Below are 18,270 nucleotides of genomic sequence, written 5' to 3' on the forward strand. Positions count from 1 at the left end.
GGTGTCATAAACACCGGTTCTTTGCGGCGACTGCACCAGCAGTCGCCGTTTTTTTTGTTGAAGGTGTTAGTGGGTGATCAGGGGGCGGCGGGGTCGGGCAGGGTGGTCGGAGGGGGCGGTGCCTTTGGCTGTTTCTGCGCGGCGCGCCAGACGGCGGGCGGCATGCCGAACTGGGTGATGAACCAACGTGTGAAGGAACTGGCCATGGAGTAGCCGAGCATGTCAGCGATACGGCCCAGCGAGTAATTCGGGTTTTCCAGGTAGCGCAACACCAGGTCGCGGCGCACGTCGTTGATCAGGTCGTTGAAGGCGCAGCCATCGTCCTTGAGCCGGCGCTGAAGGGTTCGAACGTTCATGCCCTGGCTTTGGGCAATCTGCTCGATGGTGGCACGGCCCATGGGAAGCAGCAGGTAAATGGCTTTACGCACCTCGAACAACATTGACGAGCCATCGTGACTCTGCAACGAGTCGAGGTAACTCTGGGCATAACGCGCCATGGCCGGATCGGCATGGGGGTTGGTCATGTCGAGGCTGGCGTTGGAACAGACAATGCCGTTGAACTCGCTGCCGAACTCCAATGTGCATCCGAACAGACGACGGTGCAGTTGCAGGTTGTCGGGGGGCTGATGGGTGAAGTTGACGCTGTACGGATGCCAGTGTGAACCGAGCAGGGCCGCGCACAGGCGAAACATCACGCCGATCGCCAGCTCATTGGCTTGCCGACTGGGCATGGGGCTCTCGGTGACCACCTCTTCGCGAATGATCACCATCTTGCCGGCCTCTTCAATGAAGATGGCCAGCGAATCGTTCATCAGATGCCGGTAGTTCACCACCACCTGCAAAGCCTCACGCAGCGTGCGCTGATGGCTGAGCAGCAGGCTGACCACGCCGAAGTCTGAAAGCTGGCGCGACTCGGCCATGCCCAGGCCGAAGGTCTGGCAACCGCTGGCGGCCGCCGAGTCTTCCAGCAGGCGCACGGCGGAATCAATAGGGATCCGGTGTTCAGGGGCTTGCAGCTGGGCCTTGCTCAAGCCGACGGCGGCCATTACATCTCGCGGGTTGAACGACAGGTACTGAGTGACCTCCAGGTAGTTGGTCAAGACAGCGGCGCGAACGAGCTTGGTCATGCGAAGGACCTTCCTGGGCCAGTTGCGGTGGAAATCATCGTGGCGACTATATCCAGCACATCGCCACTTGAACAGTTGCGATGTCATCGACGACGGCGCGCCTTGCGCAGCCCGCAAACATCACGTTCAACACCGTCAGTCGGCCTGCATCCATTGATTACAGCGGCCTGCAACGCACCTGTGGGATTTTTTGACCAACGGTCGCGCACCGTCCAGCACCCCCCAACGTGTCATCAAAAGAAAAGTGCATGACGTCCAATGAAAAGCGCTGGGGGTGGGCGCTCTTTAATGTCAGTCCTACAAGAAAGCGCTGGCCACAGAGTCAGCCGAGTCACCGCGAAAGCGAAGGTGTTGAAGTGGACAAACTGCAAACTGCCGCAACCATTCTGATCGTCCCGGGCCTGCGCGAGCACGTTGCCGAGCATTGGCAAACGTTGCTTGAGGCCAAACTGTGCAAAGTGCGCAGTGTGCCGCCGCTTCAGACCGACAAGCTCGACTGCAGCAAGCGGGTCGAGGCCATCCAGCACGAACTGTCGCAGATCGACGGCCCGGTGATTTTGGTGGCTCACAGTGCCGGCGTGTTGATGGTCGCGCACTGGGCAGCAACGCACAGCCATCCAATCAAGGGCGCGCTGCTGGCTGCGCCGCCGGACCTCGCCGCCTCATGGCCGCAAGGCTACCCGTCCGCCGAATCCCTGCGTACCAACGGTTGGGATCCTCTGCCGACTGGCCCGCTGCCATTTCGCAGCCTGGTGGTCGGCAGCACCAACGATCATCTCGCCAGCCTGGACGCCGTGACGCGCCTGGCAGAAGGCTGGGGTAGCGAACTGCTCAATCTGGGCGAAGTCGGTCATCTCAATCCGGCAGCAGGTTATGGGCATTGGCCGCAAGCCGAAGCCCTCATTCTCGAGCTGGATCGCTAGTTCAGGAGCCGGCTGGTGCAAGCCAACCGGCATTTACCCTCATACCTGAAACGCCAACCCCTGGAACAAGGGGGCGTTAGGGAAGCTGCGCTTAAAACAAATACAAAAAGGCGGAGACAACGCAATGCACAACACTAAGCGTCACGGGTTTGCACCATCACCTTACAGTTTGTTGGCCACGGCCATTCTGGCTGCAAGCATGCCAGTCGCCCAGGCGATAGAGCTCGACACCGGCAACCCGGACTGGACCGCGCGTCTGGATAACACCGTCAAGTACAACTACGGTGTGCGCACTGAAAGCGCCGACAAGCGCATGTTGGGAACACCGAACAACAACGACGGTGACTACAACTTTCGCAGGTCCGGCACCAACATCACCAACCGTGTCGACCTGTTGACCGAGATGGATGTGGTCTACCAGAACCACATGGGTTTTCGTGTCAGCGCCGCCAGTTGGTACGACAAGGCGTATGAGAACACCGGTTCGAATTCCAACCCGTTCGTCAACGGCAACGATGCACGCTCGGGCCTGGTTGCCAACGATCCGCGTCTTGCCGGCGTCACCGGTGACAATGTCGGCAATGGCAGCCCGCACCTGAGCAATTACGCCCAGCGCTACTACACCGGTCCTTCCGGCGAAATCCTTGATGCCTTCGTGTTCTACAGCACCGAAGTGGGCGAGGAGTCATTACTGAGCGTCAAGGCTGGCCAGCACAACGTGTTCTGGGGCGAGACACTTCTCAACCCGGTGCATTCGATGAGCTATGGCCAATCCGGCCTCGACCTGGCCAAACTGGCAGCGTCGCCGGGTACGGAAGCCAAGGAGCTGTTCGTCCCGCGTAACCAGCTGTCGATGTCGTTCACCATCAATCCCGAGTTGACGGTCGGTGCCCAGTATTTCCTCGACTGGGATGCCGCCCGGCTGCCGGAAGCCGGCACCTACTATGGCGGTTCCGACCTCGTCGGTTTCGGTGCGCAGTCGTTCCTGCTCGGCAACACCAACTCCGTGGTTCCAGGCAGCCCGCTGGGCTGTGGTCTGGCGCCGTGCAACGGGTTGACCAACGTGCGTCGGGGGCATGACCTGACGCCGGACAAACGCGGCGACTGGGGCGTCATGGCCAAGTGGTCGCCTGCCTGGCTGGACGGCACCCTCGGCGCTTACTACCGCAACACGTCGGAAATCCTGCCGCAAGCCTGGCTGGACGCCACCGGGCTGACGTCGGCCAACCCGAACGGAACGCGTCCGGCCGGGCAAGTGCCTGCTGTCGTCAACACGCTCAACTCACTGGGCACCAGCACTTATCAATTGGCGTATGCGGACAACATTCACATTGTCGGCTTGAGCCTTTCCAAAGATGTCGGCGGTGTGAGCGTGGGGTCGGACCTGAACATCCGTCACAACATGCCGCTGGCGAGTATTCCGGCGATTGTCAGCTCGACGAGCCCACTGGGATTGGGCGCCGGCCTGGGACTGTTGCCCGCGCGCACGGCTGCTACTGGCGTGATCTATGACACCCCGGAAAAGGGCGACAGCATGGGCGCCACCGGTGACACGTTGCACTGGACGCTCAACGGCCTGATGACCCTGCCGAAAACCCCGGTGTTCGATTCGGCGACCCTGCTGGCCGAACTGTATTACAGCAACTTGCTCAAGCTCGATAGCAAGAACGAGGCGCTCTACAAAGGCAAAGACACCTATCGCGGTATCGACGCGCCGACCCGGGACAACTGGGGCATCGCGATCAACTTCACTCCGACCTGGTATCAGGTGTTCCCCGGCGTCGATCTCAACGCACCGATGTCCGTCAACGTCGGTCTCGACGGCGTGTCGCCGGTCTCCGGTGGCGGTGCCAAAGACACCGGCAACTATGCGGTGGGCATCGGTGCCGTTGTGTACAACAAATACTTCGTCGACCTGAAGTACGTGGACGCTTTCGGCAAGACCGACAAGTGCAACGTCAGCGGTTCGAGCACTGGCGCGGCCAATGCCAGCAGCGGTGACGGTTCTACACCCAACGCGTTCAGCGGTAATGAAAACTACGCGTGTTACGCCGGTGGTTACTCAGCATTTTCAGGCGGCGGCGCGACCACGGCGGACCGTGGCGCTGTGTACCTGACGATGAAAACCACCTTTTGATTCACCACTGGCTTGCTCGGCGCAAGCAGGAGAATAACAAGATGAAATTCATGCAAACCGTGTTGGCCGCATCGCTGGCCATGGCCATCGCCGCCCAGGCACAGGCCGCTGTATCCGAAGGCGAAGCCGCAAAGCTGGGCAGCAGCCTGACGCTGGTCGGCGCTGAAAAAGCCGGGAACGCCGATGGTTCGATTCCCGCCTACGCTGGTGGCCTGACCACGCCGCCAGCCTCGTTCAAGGCCGGTGACAGCATGCGCCCGGACCCTTTCGCCGACGAGAAACCGCTGTTGGTGATCGACGGCAAAAACGTCGACCAATACAAGGGCGCGCTGACCGCGACCACGGTAGAACTGGCCAAGCGTTTCCCCAGCTTCCATGTCAACGTCTACCCGACTCACCGCACCGTTACACTGCCCAAGGCCGTGCTGGACAACGGGGTGAAAAATGCCACTGGCGCCAAGTCCCTCGAAGGCGGGCTGGCCATCGACAACGTACTGCCTGGCGTGCCATTTCCGATCCCGCAGTCTGGCAATGAAGCGATGTGGAACTTCCTGCTGCGCTATCAGGGCGTCAACATCAGTTCCAAGTACGACTCCTGGAACGTCGACTCCGCCGGCGTCGCGAGCCTGGCGATCACCGGACAGGCGAACATTTCCTATCCGATCTATGAAAACCTGACACAGCCGATCCGCAGCGACGATGTGTACTACCAGATGAAGCTGTCCTACACCGGCCCCGCACGTCGGGCCGGCGAAGCGGTAATGCTTAAAGACGCCGCCAACCCACTGCAGCAACCGCGCCGCGCCTGGCAATACCTGCCGGGTCAACGCCGGGTCAAGCTGGCACCGAACCTGGCCTACGACACGCCAAACCCTGGCACTGCCGGTGCGGGCACCTACGACGATGTTTTCGTGTTCAACGGTGCGCTGGACCGCTACGACTGGAAGTTGGTGGGCAAGCAGGAAATGATCGTGCCCTACAACACCTACAAGTTGACCTACGCCCAGGATCCGAAGTCGCTGACCACGGCCAATCACCTGGCACCGGATTACGTGCGTTGGGAAAAACACCGCGTGTGGGTGGTCGAGGGCAACCTCAAGTCCGGCGCCCGTCACATTTACCAGAAGCGCCGCTTCTATCTGGACGAAGACAGCTGGACCGCTGTGGCCTCCGACCAGTACGACGCCCGTGGTCAGCTGTACCGTGGCTCTTTCGCCTTCCTCAGCCAGAGCTACGACAAGCAGGTCCCGGACTCCACGCCTTTCATGATCTACGACCTGGTCGGCGGCTCGTACAACATCAACGGTGTAGTAGGGCCTTACGGCGGCATCAAGTACATCGATCCGCTTTCCAAGGCGCAATGGTCGGCGGAATCCCTGGCCGGTAGCGGGATTCGCTAAGCAAACCGGGACAATCGTCCGTTCGGTCCGCCGCTGCAAGGCTGCGTGACCGCACGCCGGTCGGTGCATTCCGATCGTTGCGGGTGCGGGGTTTGAACGTCGGGCACACGGATGTGTGTTCTGGCGCGTTTTTCCGAAGAGGACGCGGTATGTGCTTGTACAAAAATTACCTGCAGCTGGCGCTTGGCGCACTGCTTGCGATGTTGCAGGGCCTGGGTCACGCATCCACTTATGTCGACGTGCTGGATCTGCCGGCCAAGGCCAGTGCCCTGGCGATCAGCAGCCCGTTATCCGGGTTGGCCCGCGCAGGCGACCGCCTGATCGCCGTCGGCCAGCGTGGCCATATTCTCTTTTCCGACGATAGCGCCAAGCACTGGCAACAGGCTGCGGTGCCGGTCAGCGCCGATCTCAATGCCGTGACTTTTCCTTCCGCCACACAGGGCTGGGCGGTGGGTGGCGACGGCGTGGTGTTGCACAGCGATGACGCCGGCATGACCTGGCGCAAGCAGCTGGACGGTCGTGAAATCGGTGCCTTGCTGGTCAAGCATTACCAAGCGTTGGCCGGTGCCGAACCCGATAACCAGCAATGGCCGGTTTTGGTCGCCGAAGGTGAACGCCTGGCGGAGCAGGGCGCGGACAAACCCTTGCTCGATGTCTGGTTTGCCAACGATCGCGTCGGCTATGTGGTCGGGGTATTCAACCTGATCCTGCGCACCGAGGATGGCGGCCAGAGTTGGACGCCTTTCCAGGATCGCACCGACAACCCGCAGAGCTTTCACCTCAACGCCATCGCTTCAACCGGTGACGCGCTGTACATCGCCGGAGAGCAGGGCCTGTTGCTTAAGTGGGATGACATCGGGCAACGCTTCGCCGCCGTGCAGACACCCTATCAAGGGAGCTTTTTTGGCGTTCTCGGCAAGCCCGGCGAGGTGCTGGTCTACGGCCTGCGCGGCAATGTGCTGCGCAGTACGGATGGCGGCCAAAGCTGGGCAGCACTGGACAGCGGCCTGCACGTCAGCATCACCGCCGGCATCACCGATGCCCAGGGCAATTACCGCTTGTTCACCCAGGGCGGACAGAGGCTGGTCAGCGAGGGTAGCGGCGCGCAAATGCGCTTTGTGCAGCAAGTCGAACCGGCACCGGTAACGGGCGTCGCGCGCGCCACCGACGGTGCGCTGGTGGTGGTTGGCAGCCGTGGTGTACGGACGTTGTCCGTGAACAAGTCCCCGAACCTTTAGAGCGAGAACCCAGACATGGGCAATATCAAACAAGATGCCATGCCGGTGATCCGCAATCTGCGGGACTTTGACCGCCAATCCGGCAACCTGCTGGAACGGCTGGTGTTCAACTACCGTCCGCTGTTCATGCTGCTGATGGCACTGGCTACCGTGGTGTTGGGCTACATGGCCGCGACGCGCCTGGAGCTGCGCCCAAGCTTCGAAAAAATGATTCCGCAGAGTCAGCCGTACATCAAGAATTTCCTGGAAAACCGTCAGTCGTTGCGCGGTTTAGGTAACTCGGTGCGGGTGGTGGTCGAGAACACCCAGGGCGATATCTTCGACCCCGGTTACCTGGACGTGCTCAAACAGGTCAACGACCGTCTGTTCCTCACCGAAGGCGTCGACCGTGCGTGGATGAAGTCGCTGTGGAGCCCGGCGGTGCGCTGGACGGAAGTCACCGAAGAGGGTTTCCAGGGTGGCCCGGTGATGCCCGATACCTACCAGGGCAAGCCGGAAGAAATCGAACAGTTGCGCCAGAACATCTCCCGCGCCGGCATCGTCGGCAGCCTGGTGGCCAGCGACTTCAAGTCGAGCATGCTGATCGTGCCGCTGCTGGACAAGGCCACGGCCAGCGGCAAGCGCATCGACTACCACGCCTTTTCGCAGGTGCTCGAAGAGCAATTGCGCGACCAGATCGAATTCGCCGGTGACAGCGCCGCGCGCAAGTCAGGGGAGGAGGGCAAGGGCCAGTACAAGGTCCGGGTGATCGGTTTCGCCAAACTGATGGGTGACCTGATCGACGGCTTGATCCAGGTGATGATGTTCTTCGGCCTGGCGGTGGTCACTTCGCTGCTCATCATTTACGCCTACACCCGTTGTGTGCGCAGCACTTTGCTGGTGGTCGGCTGCTCGCTGATCGCCGTGGTCTGGCAGCTCGGCATCGTCGCCTGGCTGGGTTATGCCATCGATCCGTATTCGGTGCTGGTGCCGTTCCTGATCTTCGCCATCGGCGTGTCCCACGCGGCGCAGAAAATGAACGGGATCATGCAGGACATCGCTCGTGGCACCCACAAGCTGATTGCCGCCCGCTATACCTTTCGCCGCCTCTTCATTGCCGGGGTCACCGCGCTGTTGGCCGACGCCGTCGGGTTCGCGGTACTGATGCTGATCGACATCCCGGTGATCCGCGACCTGGCCATTACCGCCAGTATCGGTGTGGCGGTGTTGATTTTCACCTCGCTGTTGTTGATGCCGGTCGCGTTGTCTTACGTCGGTGTCGGCGCCAAGGCTGCCGAACGCGCACTGAAAATCGATTCCCGCGCCGATGTGCACAAGGGCTTCGGCAAACTGTGGGACTTTCTCGACCGCTTCACCACGGCCAAGTGGGCCACGGGCGCCGTGCTGGTCGCGGTACTGATGGGCATCGGCGGGTTCATGGTCAGCCTGCAATTGAAGATTGGCGACCTGGAAAGCGGTGCACCGGAGTTGCGCGCCGATTCTCGCTATAACCGTGACAACGCTTACATCACCAGCCATTACGCGCTGTCCAGCGACCTGTTCGCGGTGATGATCAAGACCGCACCGGAAGGCTGCCTGAACTACAAGACGCTGATCCTCGCCGATCGTCTGGCCTGGGAACTGCAACAGAACCCGGGGGTGCAAGCGACGGCTTCGCTGGTCAATGCGGTGCGCCAGATCACGGCCGGGTCCTACGAGGGCAATCCCAAGCTCAACAGCATCCAGCGCAACCAGGACGTCCTGAACTACGCCGCGCAGCAGGCCTCGGTCAATTCCCCGGAATTGTTCAACACCGATTGTTCGCTGATGCCGGTGATTACCTTCCTCAAGGATCACAAGGCCGAGACCCTGGATGCGGTAGTGGAAATCGCCGAGCGATTCGCCCGTGAGAACAATAGCGACGAGCGAAAGTTCCTGTTGGCGGCCGGGTCGGCGGGGATCGAGGCCGCGACCAACATTGTGGTGCGCGAGGCCAATCACACCATGCTGTTTTATGTGTATGCGGCGGTCACGTTGTTCTGCCTGATCACGTTCCGCAGCTGGCGCGCCACGCTGGTCGCCCTGTTGCCCTTGGTCCTGACATCGATCCTTTGCGAGGCACTGATGGTCGCCATGGGTATCGGGGTGAAGGTCGCGACCCTGCCCGTGATCGCACTGGGGGTGGGGATCGGCGTCGACTACGCCTTGTACTTGCTCAGCGTGCAGCTGCATTACCAGCGCCAGGGACTGCCGTTGACTCAGGCCTACCGCAACGCCGTGTCGTTTACCGGTCGGGTGGTGGGATTGGTCGGCATCACCTTGGCGGCAGGCGTGGTGTGCTGGGTCTGGTCGCCGATCAAGTTCCAGGCCGACATGGGCATCCTGCTGACCTTCATGTTCCTGTGGAACATGTTGGGCGCGCTGATTCTGATCCCGGCCCTTTCTTACTTTCTGCTGCGCGAGCGGTCATCCGAACGCGGCCCTGTCACGGCAGCCGACAACTTCGAAACCACTGAACGTCCCGGCGTGCCCCATGCCCTGACGACTTCCGAGTAAGCCAACTATGTCTGATTACAAAGCTCCCCTGCGCGACATGCGCTTCGTACTCAACGAGGTTTTCCAGGTCTCCCGGCTGTGGGCCAAAATGCCCGGTCTTGTCGACGTGATTGATGACGAAACCGCCGCCGCCATCCTGGAGGAGGCCGGCAAGTTCAGTGGTGAAGTCATCGCACCCTTGAATCGCGTCAGCGATGAACAGGGCTGCACCTGGAGCAACGGCTCGGTCACTGCCCCCGACGGTTTTGCCGAGGCCTATCAAGCCTTCGCCGAAGGCGGTTGGGTGGGGGTGGGCGGCGAACCGCAGTTCGGTGGCATGGGCATGCCCAAGGTCATCGGCGCACAGGTCGAAGAGATGGTCAACGCGGCCAGCCTGTCGTTTGGGTTGTACCCGATGCTGACGGCTGGCGCCTGTCTGGCAATCAACGCCCACGCCAGCGAAGAACTGAAAGCCAAGTACTTGCCAAACATGTACGCCGGCACCTGGACCGGTTCGATGTGCCTGACCGAAGCCTACGCCGGCACCGACCTCGGCCTGATTCGCACACGTGCCGAGCCACAGGCCGACAGCAGTTACAAAATCAGTGGCAGCAAGATTTTCATCACCGGCGGCGAGCACGATCTGACCGAGAACATCATCCATCTGGTACTGGCGCGACTACCGGATGCGCCCGCCGGGCCGAGAGGCATTTCGCTATTCCTGGTGCCGAAGGTGCTGATCAATGCCGACGGTTCGCTGGGCGAAAACAACGCATTGTCGTGCGGCTCCATCGAACACAAGATGGGGATCAAGGCCTCCGCCACCTGCGTGATGAACTTTGACGGTGCCACCGGCTGGATTGTTGGCGCACCGGACAAAGGCCTGGCGGCGATGTTTACCATGATGAACTACGAGCGTCTTGGCGTCGGTATCCAGGGCCTGGCCCAAGGCGAGCGCTCGTACCAGAACGCTGTCGCGTACGCTCTTGACCGCCTCCAAAGCCGTGCGCCAACGGGTGCGCAGCACAAGGACAAAACCGCCGACCCGATCATTGCTCACCCGGACGTTCGGCGTATGTTGCTGACCATGAAAGCACTGAACGAGGGCGGCCGCGCGTTTTCCAGCTATGTCGCGCTGCAACTGGATACCGCCAAGTACAGCGAGGATGCGACCCGACGCAGTCGCGCCCGGGACCTGGTGGCTCTGCTGACCCCGGTAGCCAAGGCTTTCCTCACCGACATGGGCCTGGAAAGCACCTTGCACGGCCAAATGATCTTCGGCGGACACGGCTATATCCGCGAGTGGGGCCAGGAGCAATTGGTGCGTGATGTGCGCATCACCCAGATCTACGAAGGCACCAACGGTATTCAGTCGCTGGACTTGGTCGGGCGCAAGATTGTCGCCAGCAACGGGGCGTTGTACCGGTTGTTTGCGTCGGAGATCCGTCACTTCACCGCCAATGCCTGCGCTGACCTCGGCGAATTCACCAGGCCGTTGAATGCGGCGGTGGACTCCCTCGATGAGCTCACTGAGTGGCTGCTTGATAGAGCGCGGAACAACCCGAATGAAATCGGTGCAGCCTCGGTCGAATACCTGCATGTCTTTGGCTACACCACGTATGCCTACCTCTGGGCGCGTATGGCCAAGGCCTCCATGAGCACGCACTCAACGGATGATTTTTATGCAAGCAAATTGGCGACCGCGCGTTTTTACTTCGCCCGTCTGCTACCGCGCATTCACTCGTTGAGCGCCTCGGCCAAGGCAGGCAGCGAGTGCCTTTATGCGTTGCGAGCCGAGCAGTTCAAGTAACTCATCTTGGAGGGGAGTGGAGCTGAAGTGCGCCAGCGGGCCTCGCCGACCATCACCGGTGGGGCCCGGGTGTAACTGCTATTCGGGATCTGTTTTCACCGCCTTCCAACTGTCGTCTGGATCAAAGCGCTTCATCGACTGGGCCAGTTTGGCGCCATTGGGTCCCAGGTCTTTCTCAAATACTTGTCCTTCATAGCTGATCATGAAGCTCATCACCCCGGTGTCGTCGTACTTTGCCGGCCAGGCGATCAGTGCAAAACCACGGCTCATTTTGTCACCGATGAGGTAGCTGAAGGCTCCGCCAGGTGCTGAAGGCCCCTGGCCCTCAAGGATACGAAAGTGGTAACCATGCCAATCTTCCCCGGCAATGGCTTTGCCGAACGAAGGTCCCAACGGGCTGATCTGGTCGCTATCGTCCTCTGCCCAATAGAGCCCGTCGTGCTTGCCGGGCGTGCTGAAAATTTTCTGCGCATATTCGAGTGCGCCGTCACCGTCGCGATCCACTGATGCGTAGTCCATCTGGGCATCGTGATACGTCAGCACCGCTTGCACCGCGTCGAGTTCGTTGCGACCGATTCGCCGAGCCCGGATTTCTGCGTTACCGGCCTTGATGTCGAAGCGCCAACCGTTTTCGACTTTTATCAGGGGAATGGGCAATGTCCAGTGGCTACCGCCCACCGACAGTAGCGCTTTTTTGTCGCTGATTTTCTCAATCCGATGCTGTTCGCGATATTCCTTCAAAAACGCGTCGACATCGCTGCGCTGCACACCTTTGCGCGGGATGTAACTGTGCCATTCATTTCCCAGCAACTCGGTGAGGCGAGCCTGATCAGCGTGCTCCGTGCCCAGTGCCTCGACGAACGCTTCAGCGGCCTTTTCAGGCGTGGGAAAGGATTGCTGCGCTGTAGCCATGCACGACCATGCCACACCGGCCGCTATCGCCAATAGGGGATAAAGCTTGCCCATGAGTGACTTGACTCGATAGTGGTTTTTCAACGGCGGCCCCCCCTTGAACGCGGTGCACTGGACGGCCTGCTGATCTGATGACCGGCAGATCGCGCGGCACTGGGGCGCTGGGCAGAAACCTGGCTGGCCCGGCCACGGCTGGCTTGTGCATTGGACTGGGACGGCGAGCGCGCGCCGGCGAATGCATTGTTGCGGGCGCTGCCGGCGGAAGCGCGATTTTGCGCAGCCTGACGCGGCTGTGCGGCGTCCTGTCTGCGTTGATTGGCCTGAGCGTTTTGTCTGCCTGACGGCTGATTATCCCGCGTGTTTCTCGCAGTGCCTTGGCCTCTGTCAGGCGATCCCTGTCTGTCCGTACCCGCCTGCATGCGATTGCCTGCCGAGGTTCCAGACTGGGCCGCGCGAGCTCGGTCACGGGCTTCGCGATTAGTGGTGGCAGGTCTTTCGATACCGGCCCTGTCCATGGAACCACGGGCTTTTTCACGAGCCTGGGCTCGCTGTGCATTGTCACCCCGAAAGGCTTCGCGCTGATTGGCACCGTCCAGTTGCCGGCCGAATTGTTCGCGGCTGCGATTGTCCCGATAGGGGACACCATCGCGATGAGCGGCGTTGTGCTGCCACTTGTTATTGGTGATTTGATTGTTTCGATTGATGTTGTTGTAGCGGTTGACGTCGATGTCTACGTCGTTATTGCCCCAGTCACAATTACCCCACAACGAGCCGATGATCGCCACACCGGTACCAAACGCCAGGCCGGCCACCAAAGCCTGACCGGGGTAATACGCGGGCGGCGGTGGGTAGTACGCGGGTGGCGAAGCAGGGTAGGGCCAGGTGCCGTAGATTGTTGTCGAGTTATAGGTGGGAACGTACACCACCTGCGGATCAGAGGGCTGAATGATGATGGTGGAGGTGCTATTGGCCGGGGCAGGGGCCGAAGCAGCGGGCGCGGGTGCCGCCTGGACGGTCACGTTCTGGTACTGGTTGCTCTGAAGGTTGCCCGCTGTTTGCGCCTGACGACGCAAGCGTTGCACGCCGTTCATGAGATCGTCGGGTTGCGCCAGAAAAGCATCACCCAGGCGCTGGACCCAAACGGGATCCTGCCCCAGCGTTGCCAGGACCTGAGGGAAGGCGACCAGCGCCTGAACGCTTGGGTCCCAAGGCTGGTTCGCCACTTGTTTGACCGCATCATCGCCCTTGGCGTCGGGGTGAGCTTTAGACCAGGTCACCGCTTCGGCGATTTCCCCGGGATATGTCGTCGCCATAAGGACCTGTGCAAGCAACGGATCGGGGTAGAGCGCAATGGGAGCCAGCATTTGATCAAGCTGTTCCTCGGTAAAGACGGCATCTTTGCTCGCTGGCGTGGCGGGCGCTGTTTGAGCAACGTTTGCGGGCGCCTCCGGTGTCTGCGCCAGACACGAAGGCCCCGTTAAAACCAGTACGACTGACACCGCGTAAAATAACGAAATACGCATTGCCTTACCTCTTTGTGGCCGGGCAGGTTTGGAATGACTGGGTCAATGTCGGGACGGTGAAAGCAGGTTGCTGCGATGCCTCTGACTAAGGGTAGCAAACATATTTTTTTTCATGACTTCAGCGCAGCCGCTTTATCAAGCGAAATGTAGTTTTGGATCCGTGAGCCCACAGGCAAAGGCTTGAGGAAGGAAACTGATGCGACCAGCGGTGCGTCTTTATTTAGAGACCCGTTCGCCAGAAACCGGGTTAGAGTGTTCATCAATGCCTGTACATAAGGTCCCTCCACTCGATTCGCGTAGTCGCTACCGGCGGTTCCAGCGAACGAACCGGGCAACAAAACCCTAAATCAATCGTTGTTTGAAGAATGAATCGTCCGTTGTTTGTTTCTCTAGATGGGCCCAAGGGAACCGGTAAAACCACACTGTTGGAGGCCGTTACGAAAGTACTGAGGGCAGATAACAAAAAGGTGATCCGACTTTGCGAGAAAAAAAGCGATCCCTATAGGGGTGAAACAATGGCCCTCGTTAACAAACTCGTCAGAAATCCCAACCGGGATTTGGAGCTCGAGGTTTGTGAGCGCCTTGCTGATAGCCGTAACTGGATTTCCCGGCACGTGCTGACCAAACAGCCACCAGACAGCATTATCTTGATCGATCGCTGGTACCCGTCTGATGCCGCGTTTCGCCGGATAGTCCCGTTTGCAGAGATTCTACAGTTGAACATTGATCGAAACGTGCAAGTGCCAGACCTGCATGTCGGGGTTGTCACCGACCCTGATATTTCATGGGCGAGGGCAGCGGCACGAGGACGTGGGTTGAGCAGTACTGTGATCCATAAGCTGGAAGAACATGTCGCTTGTACCCAGGCGTTCGAGCAAGCGATTGCAGATCACGGCTGGGTTTTATGCCGTAATGAAGGAACGATCAAAGACGCAACGATGCTGGTGATTTCCGAGATCTATAAAGTCCTTCGGTGCCCCGTAGGCGAAGTTCGCTACGCCGGTGTTGATGCGGTTGAGATAGCCGTAGATACAGATCGTTAGCAGGATCGGCGCAAGCTCCACCTGCACTTTCAAAACACTAAAGAGCATTGCTCAGGAACGTTGACGTCGGGTCTGCAGCACAGCGAACGAAACCCAAGCCAATGCAGGATTTGCGATCCCCCGCACCGAAGATGTCGCGGTCTTCCATGCTTTCTCCCTCGTGGCGTTGTGCAACATACCCGCCCGTCACCCCCAACAACCCGGCCCGCACTAACCCGAGGTTGCGCTGTCAGTATTTCACGCCTAGCGACGAGGATCGTCTCTGATAGCGGCACGTCAGACTACGTCTATTTTTTTCCAATGCCTGAGGGCAAAAAGCTCGCGATGGATTGCGTCTTGGACCGACCATTCCTTTTGCGGGCGACACTCTATGGGTTTGCTTCTCGATCCACGGCATGACATTGATGCCGCTTTATTAAGCTATCGCCGTGTGTTCTGGTCGTTGGCGCTGTTCAGTGGTGTGATCAACCTGCTGGTGCTGGTGCCGTCGCTCTACATGATGCAGGTGTACGACCGGGTCCTCACCAGTCGCAACGAAACCACCTTATTCATGCTCACCTTGATCGCCCTGGGACTGTTCATGTTCAGCGCCCTGATCGAGTGGGCACGCGGCGAGGTGATGATTCGCATGAGCGCCGGGCTGGACGAGGCCCTGGGCGAGCGCATTTTCGACGCCGCTTTCGCCCGCAGCCTGCGTGAGCACAACGCGAACCCGGCGCAGGTGCTCACCGATCTGGCAACGCTACGGCAGTTAATCACCGGCCAGGGCCTGATCGCCTTGCTGGATGCACCGTGGTTGCCCATCTTCGTGCTGGTGGCGTTCATCTTTCATCCTTGGTTCGGTGTACTGACGCTGGTTCTGGCGCTGATACTGATCGGCCTGGCGCTGTGGGGCGAGTTAGCGACTCGCACACGCCTGGACGAAGCCAATCGCCTGGGCGTGCAGTCGTCGATCTATGTAAACAGCACGCTACAAAATGCCGAAGTCATCCGGGCTCTGGGCATGCTCGGGCCGTTGCGCCAGCGCTGGAGCCTGCTGCAGCAACGCATCATTGCCGCCCAGTCCCATGCCAGCGACCGCGGCGCGCGTATCACCGCGACGACCCGCTTCGTGCGTATCTCCGGACAGTCGCTGGCCCTGGGCCTGGGCGCGCTGCTGGTGCTGGAAGGCCAATTGTCTGCGGGCATGATGATTGCGATGTCGCTGCTGCTGGGGCGTGCCCTGGCACCCGTGGAAATTGCCATTGGCTCGTGGAAGCAATTTAACTCCGGCCGCCAGAGCTATCAGCGCCTGAGCCAACTGCTTGCTCAGCAACCGCGCGAGCGCCTGCGCATGCCGTTGCCGCCGCCCACCGGCGCGGTGCGCCTGGAGCAGGTGTATGTCGGCCCGCCCGGCGCCTCGCAACCGATCCTGAGGGGCATCAATTTCAGCCTGACCAAAGGTGATGTGCTCGCCGTCGTTGGCCCCAGCGCCAGTGGTAAATCAACGCTGGCCAGGGCGCTGGTCGGGGTATGGCCGGCCATGGGCGGGTCGGTGCGCCTGGACGACGCCGAGATCAGTCAATGGTCCCACGACGCCCTGGGCCCGCACCTTGGATACCTGCCGCAGGACATCGAGCTGTTCGACGGCAGCGTGGCCGACAACATTGCCCGCTTCGGCGAGCAGGACGCCGACAAGATCATCGCCGCAGGGCGTCACGCCGGCATTCACGAGATGATCCTGAAATTCCCCAAGGGTTACGATACGCCGCTGGGCCCCGGCGGGCTTGGCTTGTCCGGTGGACAAAAGCAACGCCTCGGTCTGGCTCGCGCGCTCTATGGGCACCCGTCGCTGATCGTGCTCGATGAGCCCAACTCCAACCTCGATGAAGCCGGAGAGGTGGCGCTGGTGCAGGCCATCAATGCGCTCAAGGCTGCTGGCAGCACCGTGGTGCTGATTACCCACCGGCCGAATGTGCTGGCGGTGGTTGATCACATCCTGGTGCTCAAGGACGGTACTCAACATGCATTCGGTCCAAGGGATCGGGTGCTCAAGGCATTGAGACCGGGGCCAAGACCGGCCGCGGTCAGGGAGGCTGGCGGAGATGCGTGATCTGACCCCAGAGGCACAAACGTACAGCGAGCAGGGGCTCAGTGTGCGCGGCACCACAGTGCAGCCACGCGCCAGTACCGATGCCGGGGGCGCTGCACGCTATGGTGTGGGTTTCCTGGTCCTGACGCTGGGCAGTTTCCTGCTCTGGGCCTGTCTGGCGCCACTCGACCAGGGTGTCGTGGGCAGCGGCACCGTGGTGGTGGCGGGCGAACGCAAGGCTGTGCAGTCGTTGGTCGGTGGGGTGGTAGAAAAGCTGCTGGTCAGCGATGGCGAGCGCGTCACCCAGGGACAGTTGCTGGTCCAGCTCAATACGGTGCAGGCGCAGTCGCAACGGGACGTGACTTTGGGCAAGTTGCTCAATGATCGCAGCGTCGAGGCGCGGCTGATCGCCGAGCGTCTGGGCTCAGCCGAGATCCAATGGCCCGCTGAACTGCTGGAGCGTGCCGACGAGCCGCGGGTCAAGGCTGCCATGGCCTTACAGAGCCAGCTGTTTCTGACCCGCCGTGCAGAACTGGGCAGCCGTTTGCAGATCATCGAACACGAAGCCGCGGCCTTGCACCAGCAATTGCTCGGTTACGAGGGCGTCAAGCGCAACTACGACGCGCAGATGCGCTTCCAGCAGCAGGAGCTGGAAGGCCTGCGCAATCTTGCCCGTGAAGGATACATTCCGCGTAACAAACTGCTCGAGGCCGAGCGCAATGCAGCCCAATTGGCTGGACAGATTTCCTCCGGAGTGGGCGATGTTGGCAGGACCCGCCAGGCGATCAGCGAAAGCCGGCTCAAGGCCTTGCAGGCGCAGCAGGAATTTCGCCGCGATGCCGAAACGCAGCTCAGCGAAGTCTCCGCCGAGGCGGCAGCTTATGCCGATCAGATTCATGCCTTACAGTTTGAAGTCGACAACGGTGCGATCCGTGCGCCGGTATCCGGGCAGGTCATGGACGTGAGCATTCACACGGTCGGGGGCGTTGCGCAGGCCGGCCAAACCCTGATGCAGGTGGTGCCGCTGGATGCGCCAATGGCGATCACCGCGCGTTTCGAGCCTCTGATGGCCAATAAGTTACGCCCGGGTTTGCCGGTGCATGTGCATTTTACTGCTCTGCAACGGGTGGATACGCCGACGGTCACCGGCACTGTGACTACGGTTTCGGCGGACCAGTTGATCGATGAACAGACGCACCAGCCGTACTTTTCCGCCAAGGTCGAAATTCCCGCCGACACCGTCGCCTCGCTGCAGGCCGCTGGTCTGCTGGTGCGCCCCGGCATGCTCGCCGATGTCACGGTGGTGACGGGGGAGCGCACCTTGATGAATTACCTGATGAAACCTTTGCGTGAGCGCTTGCTTGCGGCCTTTAAAGAGGAATAAGCGTTGAAGCCAGCCCTGCGCTGGCAGCGCGACTGGCCGTGGTGAAGTGTGGCGAGGGGATAAATCCCCTCGCCACATTAGTCTGTGCTGGTCTTTGATTTTCAGGCACCGAAAATCCCCTGCTCGCGATAGCGGTCGGTCAATCAGCTTCCATGCTGAATGTACCGACGTCACCGTTGGAACGCCGC

At 60.5% G+C, this 18,270-nt stretch carries 12 protein-coding genes; 9 read left to right on the forward strand and 3 right to left on the reverse strand.

The window, feature by feature from the left end; all coding sequences use genetic code 11:
- Positions 1–77 precede the first annotated feature (77 nt).
- A complete protein-coding gene (locus tag ACYZT8_RS14705; RefSeq protein WP_461982219.1) occupies positions 78–1,127 on the reverse strand; it encodes an AraC family transcriptional regulator in 1,050 nt (349 codons plus the stop codon).
- A 356-nt stretch (positions 1,128–1,483) separates the two neighbouring features.
- Between ACYZT8_RS14705 and ACYZT8_RS14710 the strand changes: the two genes are divergently transcribed.
- The 6 genes from ACYZT8_RS14710 (at position 1,484) to ACYZT8_RS14735 (ending at position 11,149) form a co-directional block, all read left to right on the forward strand.
- Entirely contained in the window at positions 1,484–2,050 is a 567-nt protein-coding gene (locus ACYZT8_RS14710) for an RBBP9/YdeN family alpha/beta hydrolase (protein WP_461982474.1), read from the forward strand.
- Positions 2,051–2,174: 124 nt separating this feature from the next.
- Positions 2,175–4,187 (forward strand): DUF1302 domain-containing protein, encoded by a 2,013-nt coding sequence (locus ACYZT8_RS14715; protein WP_461982221.1) that lies wholly within the window; start codon positions 2,175–2,177, stop codon positions 4,185–4,187.
- A gap of 41 nt (positions 4,188–4,228) precedes the next feature.
- Entirely contained in the window at positions 4,229–5,587 is a 1,359-nt protein-coding gene (locus ACYZT8_RS14720) for a DUF1329 domain-containing protein (RefSeq protein ID WP_461982223.1), read from the forward strand.
- A 149-nt stretch (positions 5,588–5,736) separates the two neighbouring features.
- The gene (locus tag ACYZT8_RS14725) at positions 5,737–6,825 is read left to right on the forward strand and encodes a WD40/YVTN/BNR-like repeat-containing protein (protein ID WP_461982225.1); all 1,089 of its coding nucleotides are present in this window, start codon (positions 5,737–5,739) and stop codon (positions 6,823–6,825) included.
- Positions 6,826–6,840: 15 nt separating this feature from the next.
- Entirely contained in the window at positions 6,841–9,360 is a 2,520-nt protein-coding gene (locus tag ACYZT8_RS14730; protein ID WP_461982227.1) for an efflux RND transporter permease subunit, read from the forward strand.
- A 7-nt stretch (positions 9,361–9,367) separates the two neighbouring features.
- Positions 9,368–11,149, forward strand: a complete 1,782-nt coding sequence (locus ACYZT8_RS14735) for an acyl-CoA dehydrogenase C-terminal domain-containing protein (protein WP_461982229.1) — start codon at positions 9,368–9,370, stop codon at positions 11,147–11,149.
- A gap of 78 nt (positions 11,150–11,227) precedes the next feature.
- Here ACYZT8_RS14735 and ACYZT8_RS14740 read toward each other — a convergent pair whose 3' ends face one another.
- Positions 11,228–12,115 (reverse strand): DUF2950 domain-containing protein, encoded by an 888-nt coding sequence (locus ACYZT8_RS14740; protein ID WP_461982231.1) that lies wholly within the window; start codon positions 12,113–12,115, stop codon positions 11,228–11,230.
- A 26-nt stretch (positions 12,116–12,141) separates the two neighbouring features.
- Positions 12,142–13,584: a DUF3300 domain-containing protein gene (locus tag ACYZT8_RS14745; protein ID WP_461982233.1), complete on the reverse strand. Its 1,443-nt coding sequence runs from the start codon at positions 13,582–13,584 to the stop codon at positions 12,142–12,144.
- A gap of 365 nt (positions 13,585–13,949) precedes the next feature.
- On the opposite strand from ACYZT8_RS14745, the gene ACYZT8_RS14750 reads away from it, so the two are divergent.
- From ACYZT8_RS14750 to ACYZT8_RS14760, 3 genes are all read left to right on the forward strand, one after another.
- Positions 13,950–14,627: a dTMP kinase gene (locus ACYZT8_RS14750; protein WP_461982235.1), complete on the forward strand. Its 678-nt coding sequence runs from the start codon at positions 13,950–13,952 to the stop codon at positions 14,625–14,627.
- Positions 14,628–14,997: 370 nt separating this feature from the next.
- Positions 14,998–16,719 carry a type I secretion system permease/ATPase gene (locus tag ACYZT8_RS14755; RefSeq protein ID WP_461982237.1) on the forward strand — a complete coding sequence of 574 codons (1,722 nt, stop codon included), beginning with the start codon at positions 14,998–15,000 and terminating at the stop codon, positions 16,717–16,719.
- Positions 16,712–18,082 carry an HlyD family type I secretion periplasmic adaptor subunit gene (locus ACYZT8_RS14760; protein ID WP_461982239.1) on the forward strand — a complete coding sequence of 457 codons (1,371 nt, stop codon included), beginning with the start codon at positions 16,712–16,714 and terminating at the stop codon, positions 18,080–18,082. Before ACYZT8_RS14755 ends, ACYZT8_RS14760 begins: the two co-directional genes overlap by 8 nt.
- Positions 18,083–18,270 lie beyond the last annotated feature (188 nt).

It is taken from the genome of Pseudomonas sp. LB3P93 (genome assembly GCF_054898025.1).

Coding starts and splice junctions, on each gene's coding strand:
- ACYZT8_RS14705 (WP_461982219.1), bottom strand. CDS start 1,127: ATGACCAAGCTCGTTCGCGCCGCTGTCTTGACCAACTACCTGGAGGTC.
- ACYZT8_RS14715 (WP_461982221.1), top strand. CDS start 2,175: ATGCACAACACTAAGCGTCACGGGTTTGCACCATCACCTTACAGTTTG.
- ACYZT8_RS14720 (WP_461982223.1), top strand. CDS start 4,229: ATGAAATTCATGCAAACCGTGTTGGCCGCATCGCTGGCCATGGCCATC.
- ACYZT8_RS14725 (WP_461982225.1), top strand. CDS start 5,737: ATGTGCTTGTACAAAAATTACCTGCAGCTGGCGCTTGGCGCACTGCTT.
- ACYZT8_RS14730 (WP_461982227.1), top strand. CDS start 6,841: ATGGGCAATATCAAACAAGATGCCATGCCGGTGATCCGCAATCTGCGG.
- ACYZT8_RS14735 (WP_461982229.1), top strand. CDS start 9,368: ATGTCTGATTACAAAGCTCCCCTGCGCGACATGCGCTTCGTACTCAAC.
- ACYZT8_RS14740 (WP_461982231.1), bottom strand. CDS start 12,115: ATGGGCAAGCTTTATCCCCTATTGGCGATAGCGGCCGGTGTGGCATGG.
- ACYZT8_RS14745 (WP_461982233.1), bottom strand. CDS start 13,584: ATGCGTATTTCGTTATTTTACGCGGTGTCAGTCGTACTGGTTTTAACG.
- ACYZT8_RS14750 (WP_461982235.1), top strand. CDS start 13,950: ATGAATCGTCCGTTGTTTGTTTCTCTAGATGGGCCCAAGGGAACCGGT.
- ACYZT8_RS14755 (WP_461982237.1), top strand. CDS start 14,998: ATGGGTTTGCTTCTCGATCCACGGCATGACATTGATGCCGCTTTATTA.
- ACYZT8_RS14760 (WP_461982239.1), top strand. CDS start 16,712: ATGCGTGATCTGACCCCAGAGGCACAAACGTACAGCGAGCAGGGGCTC.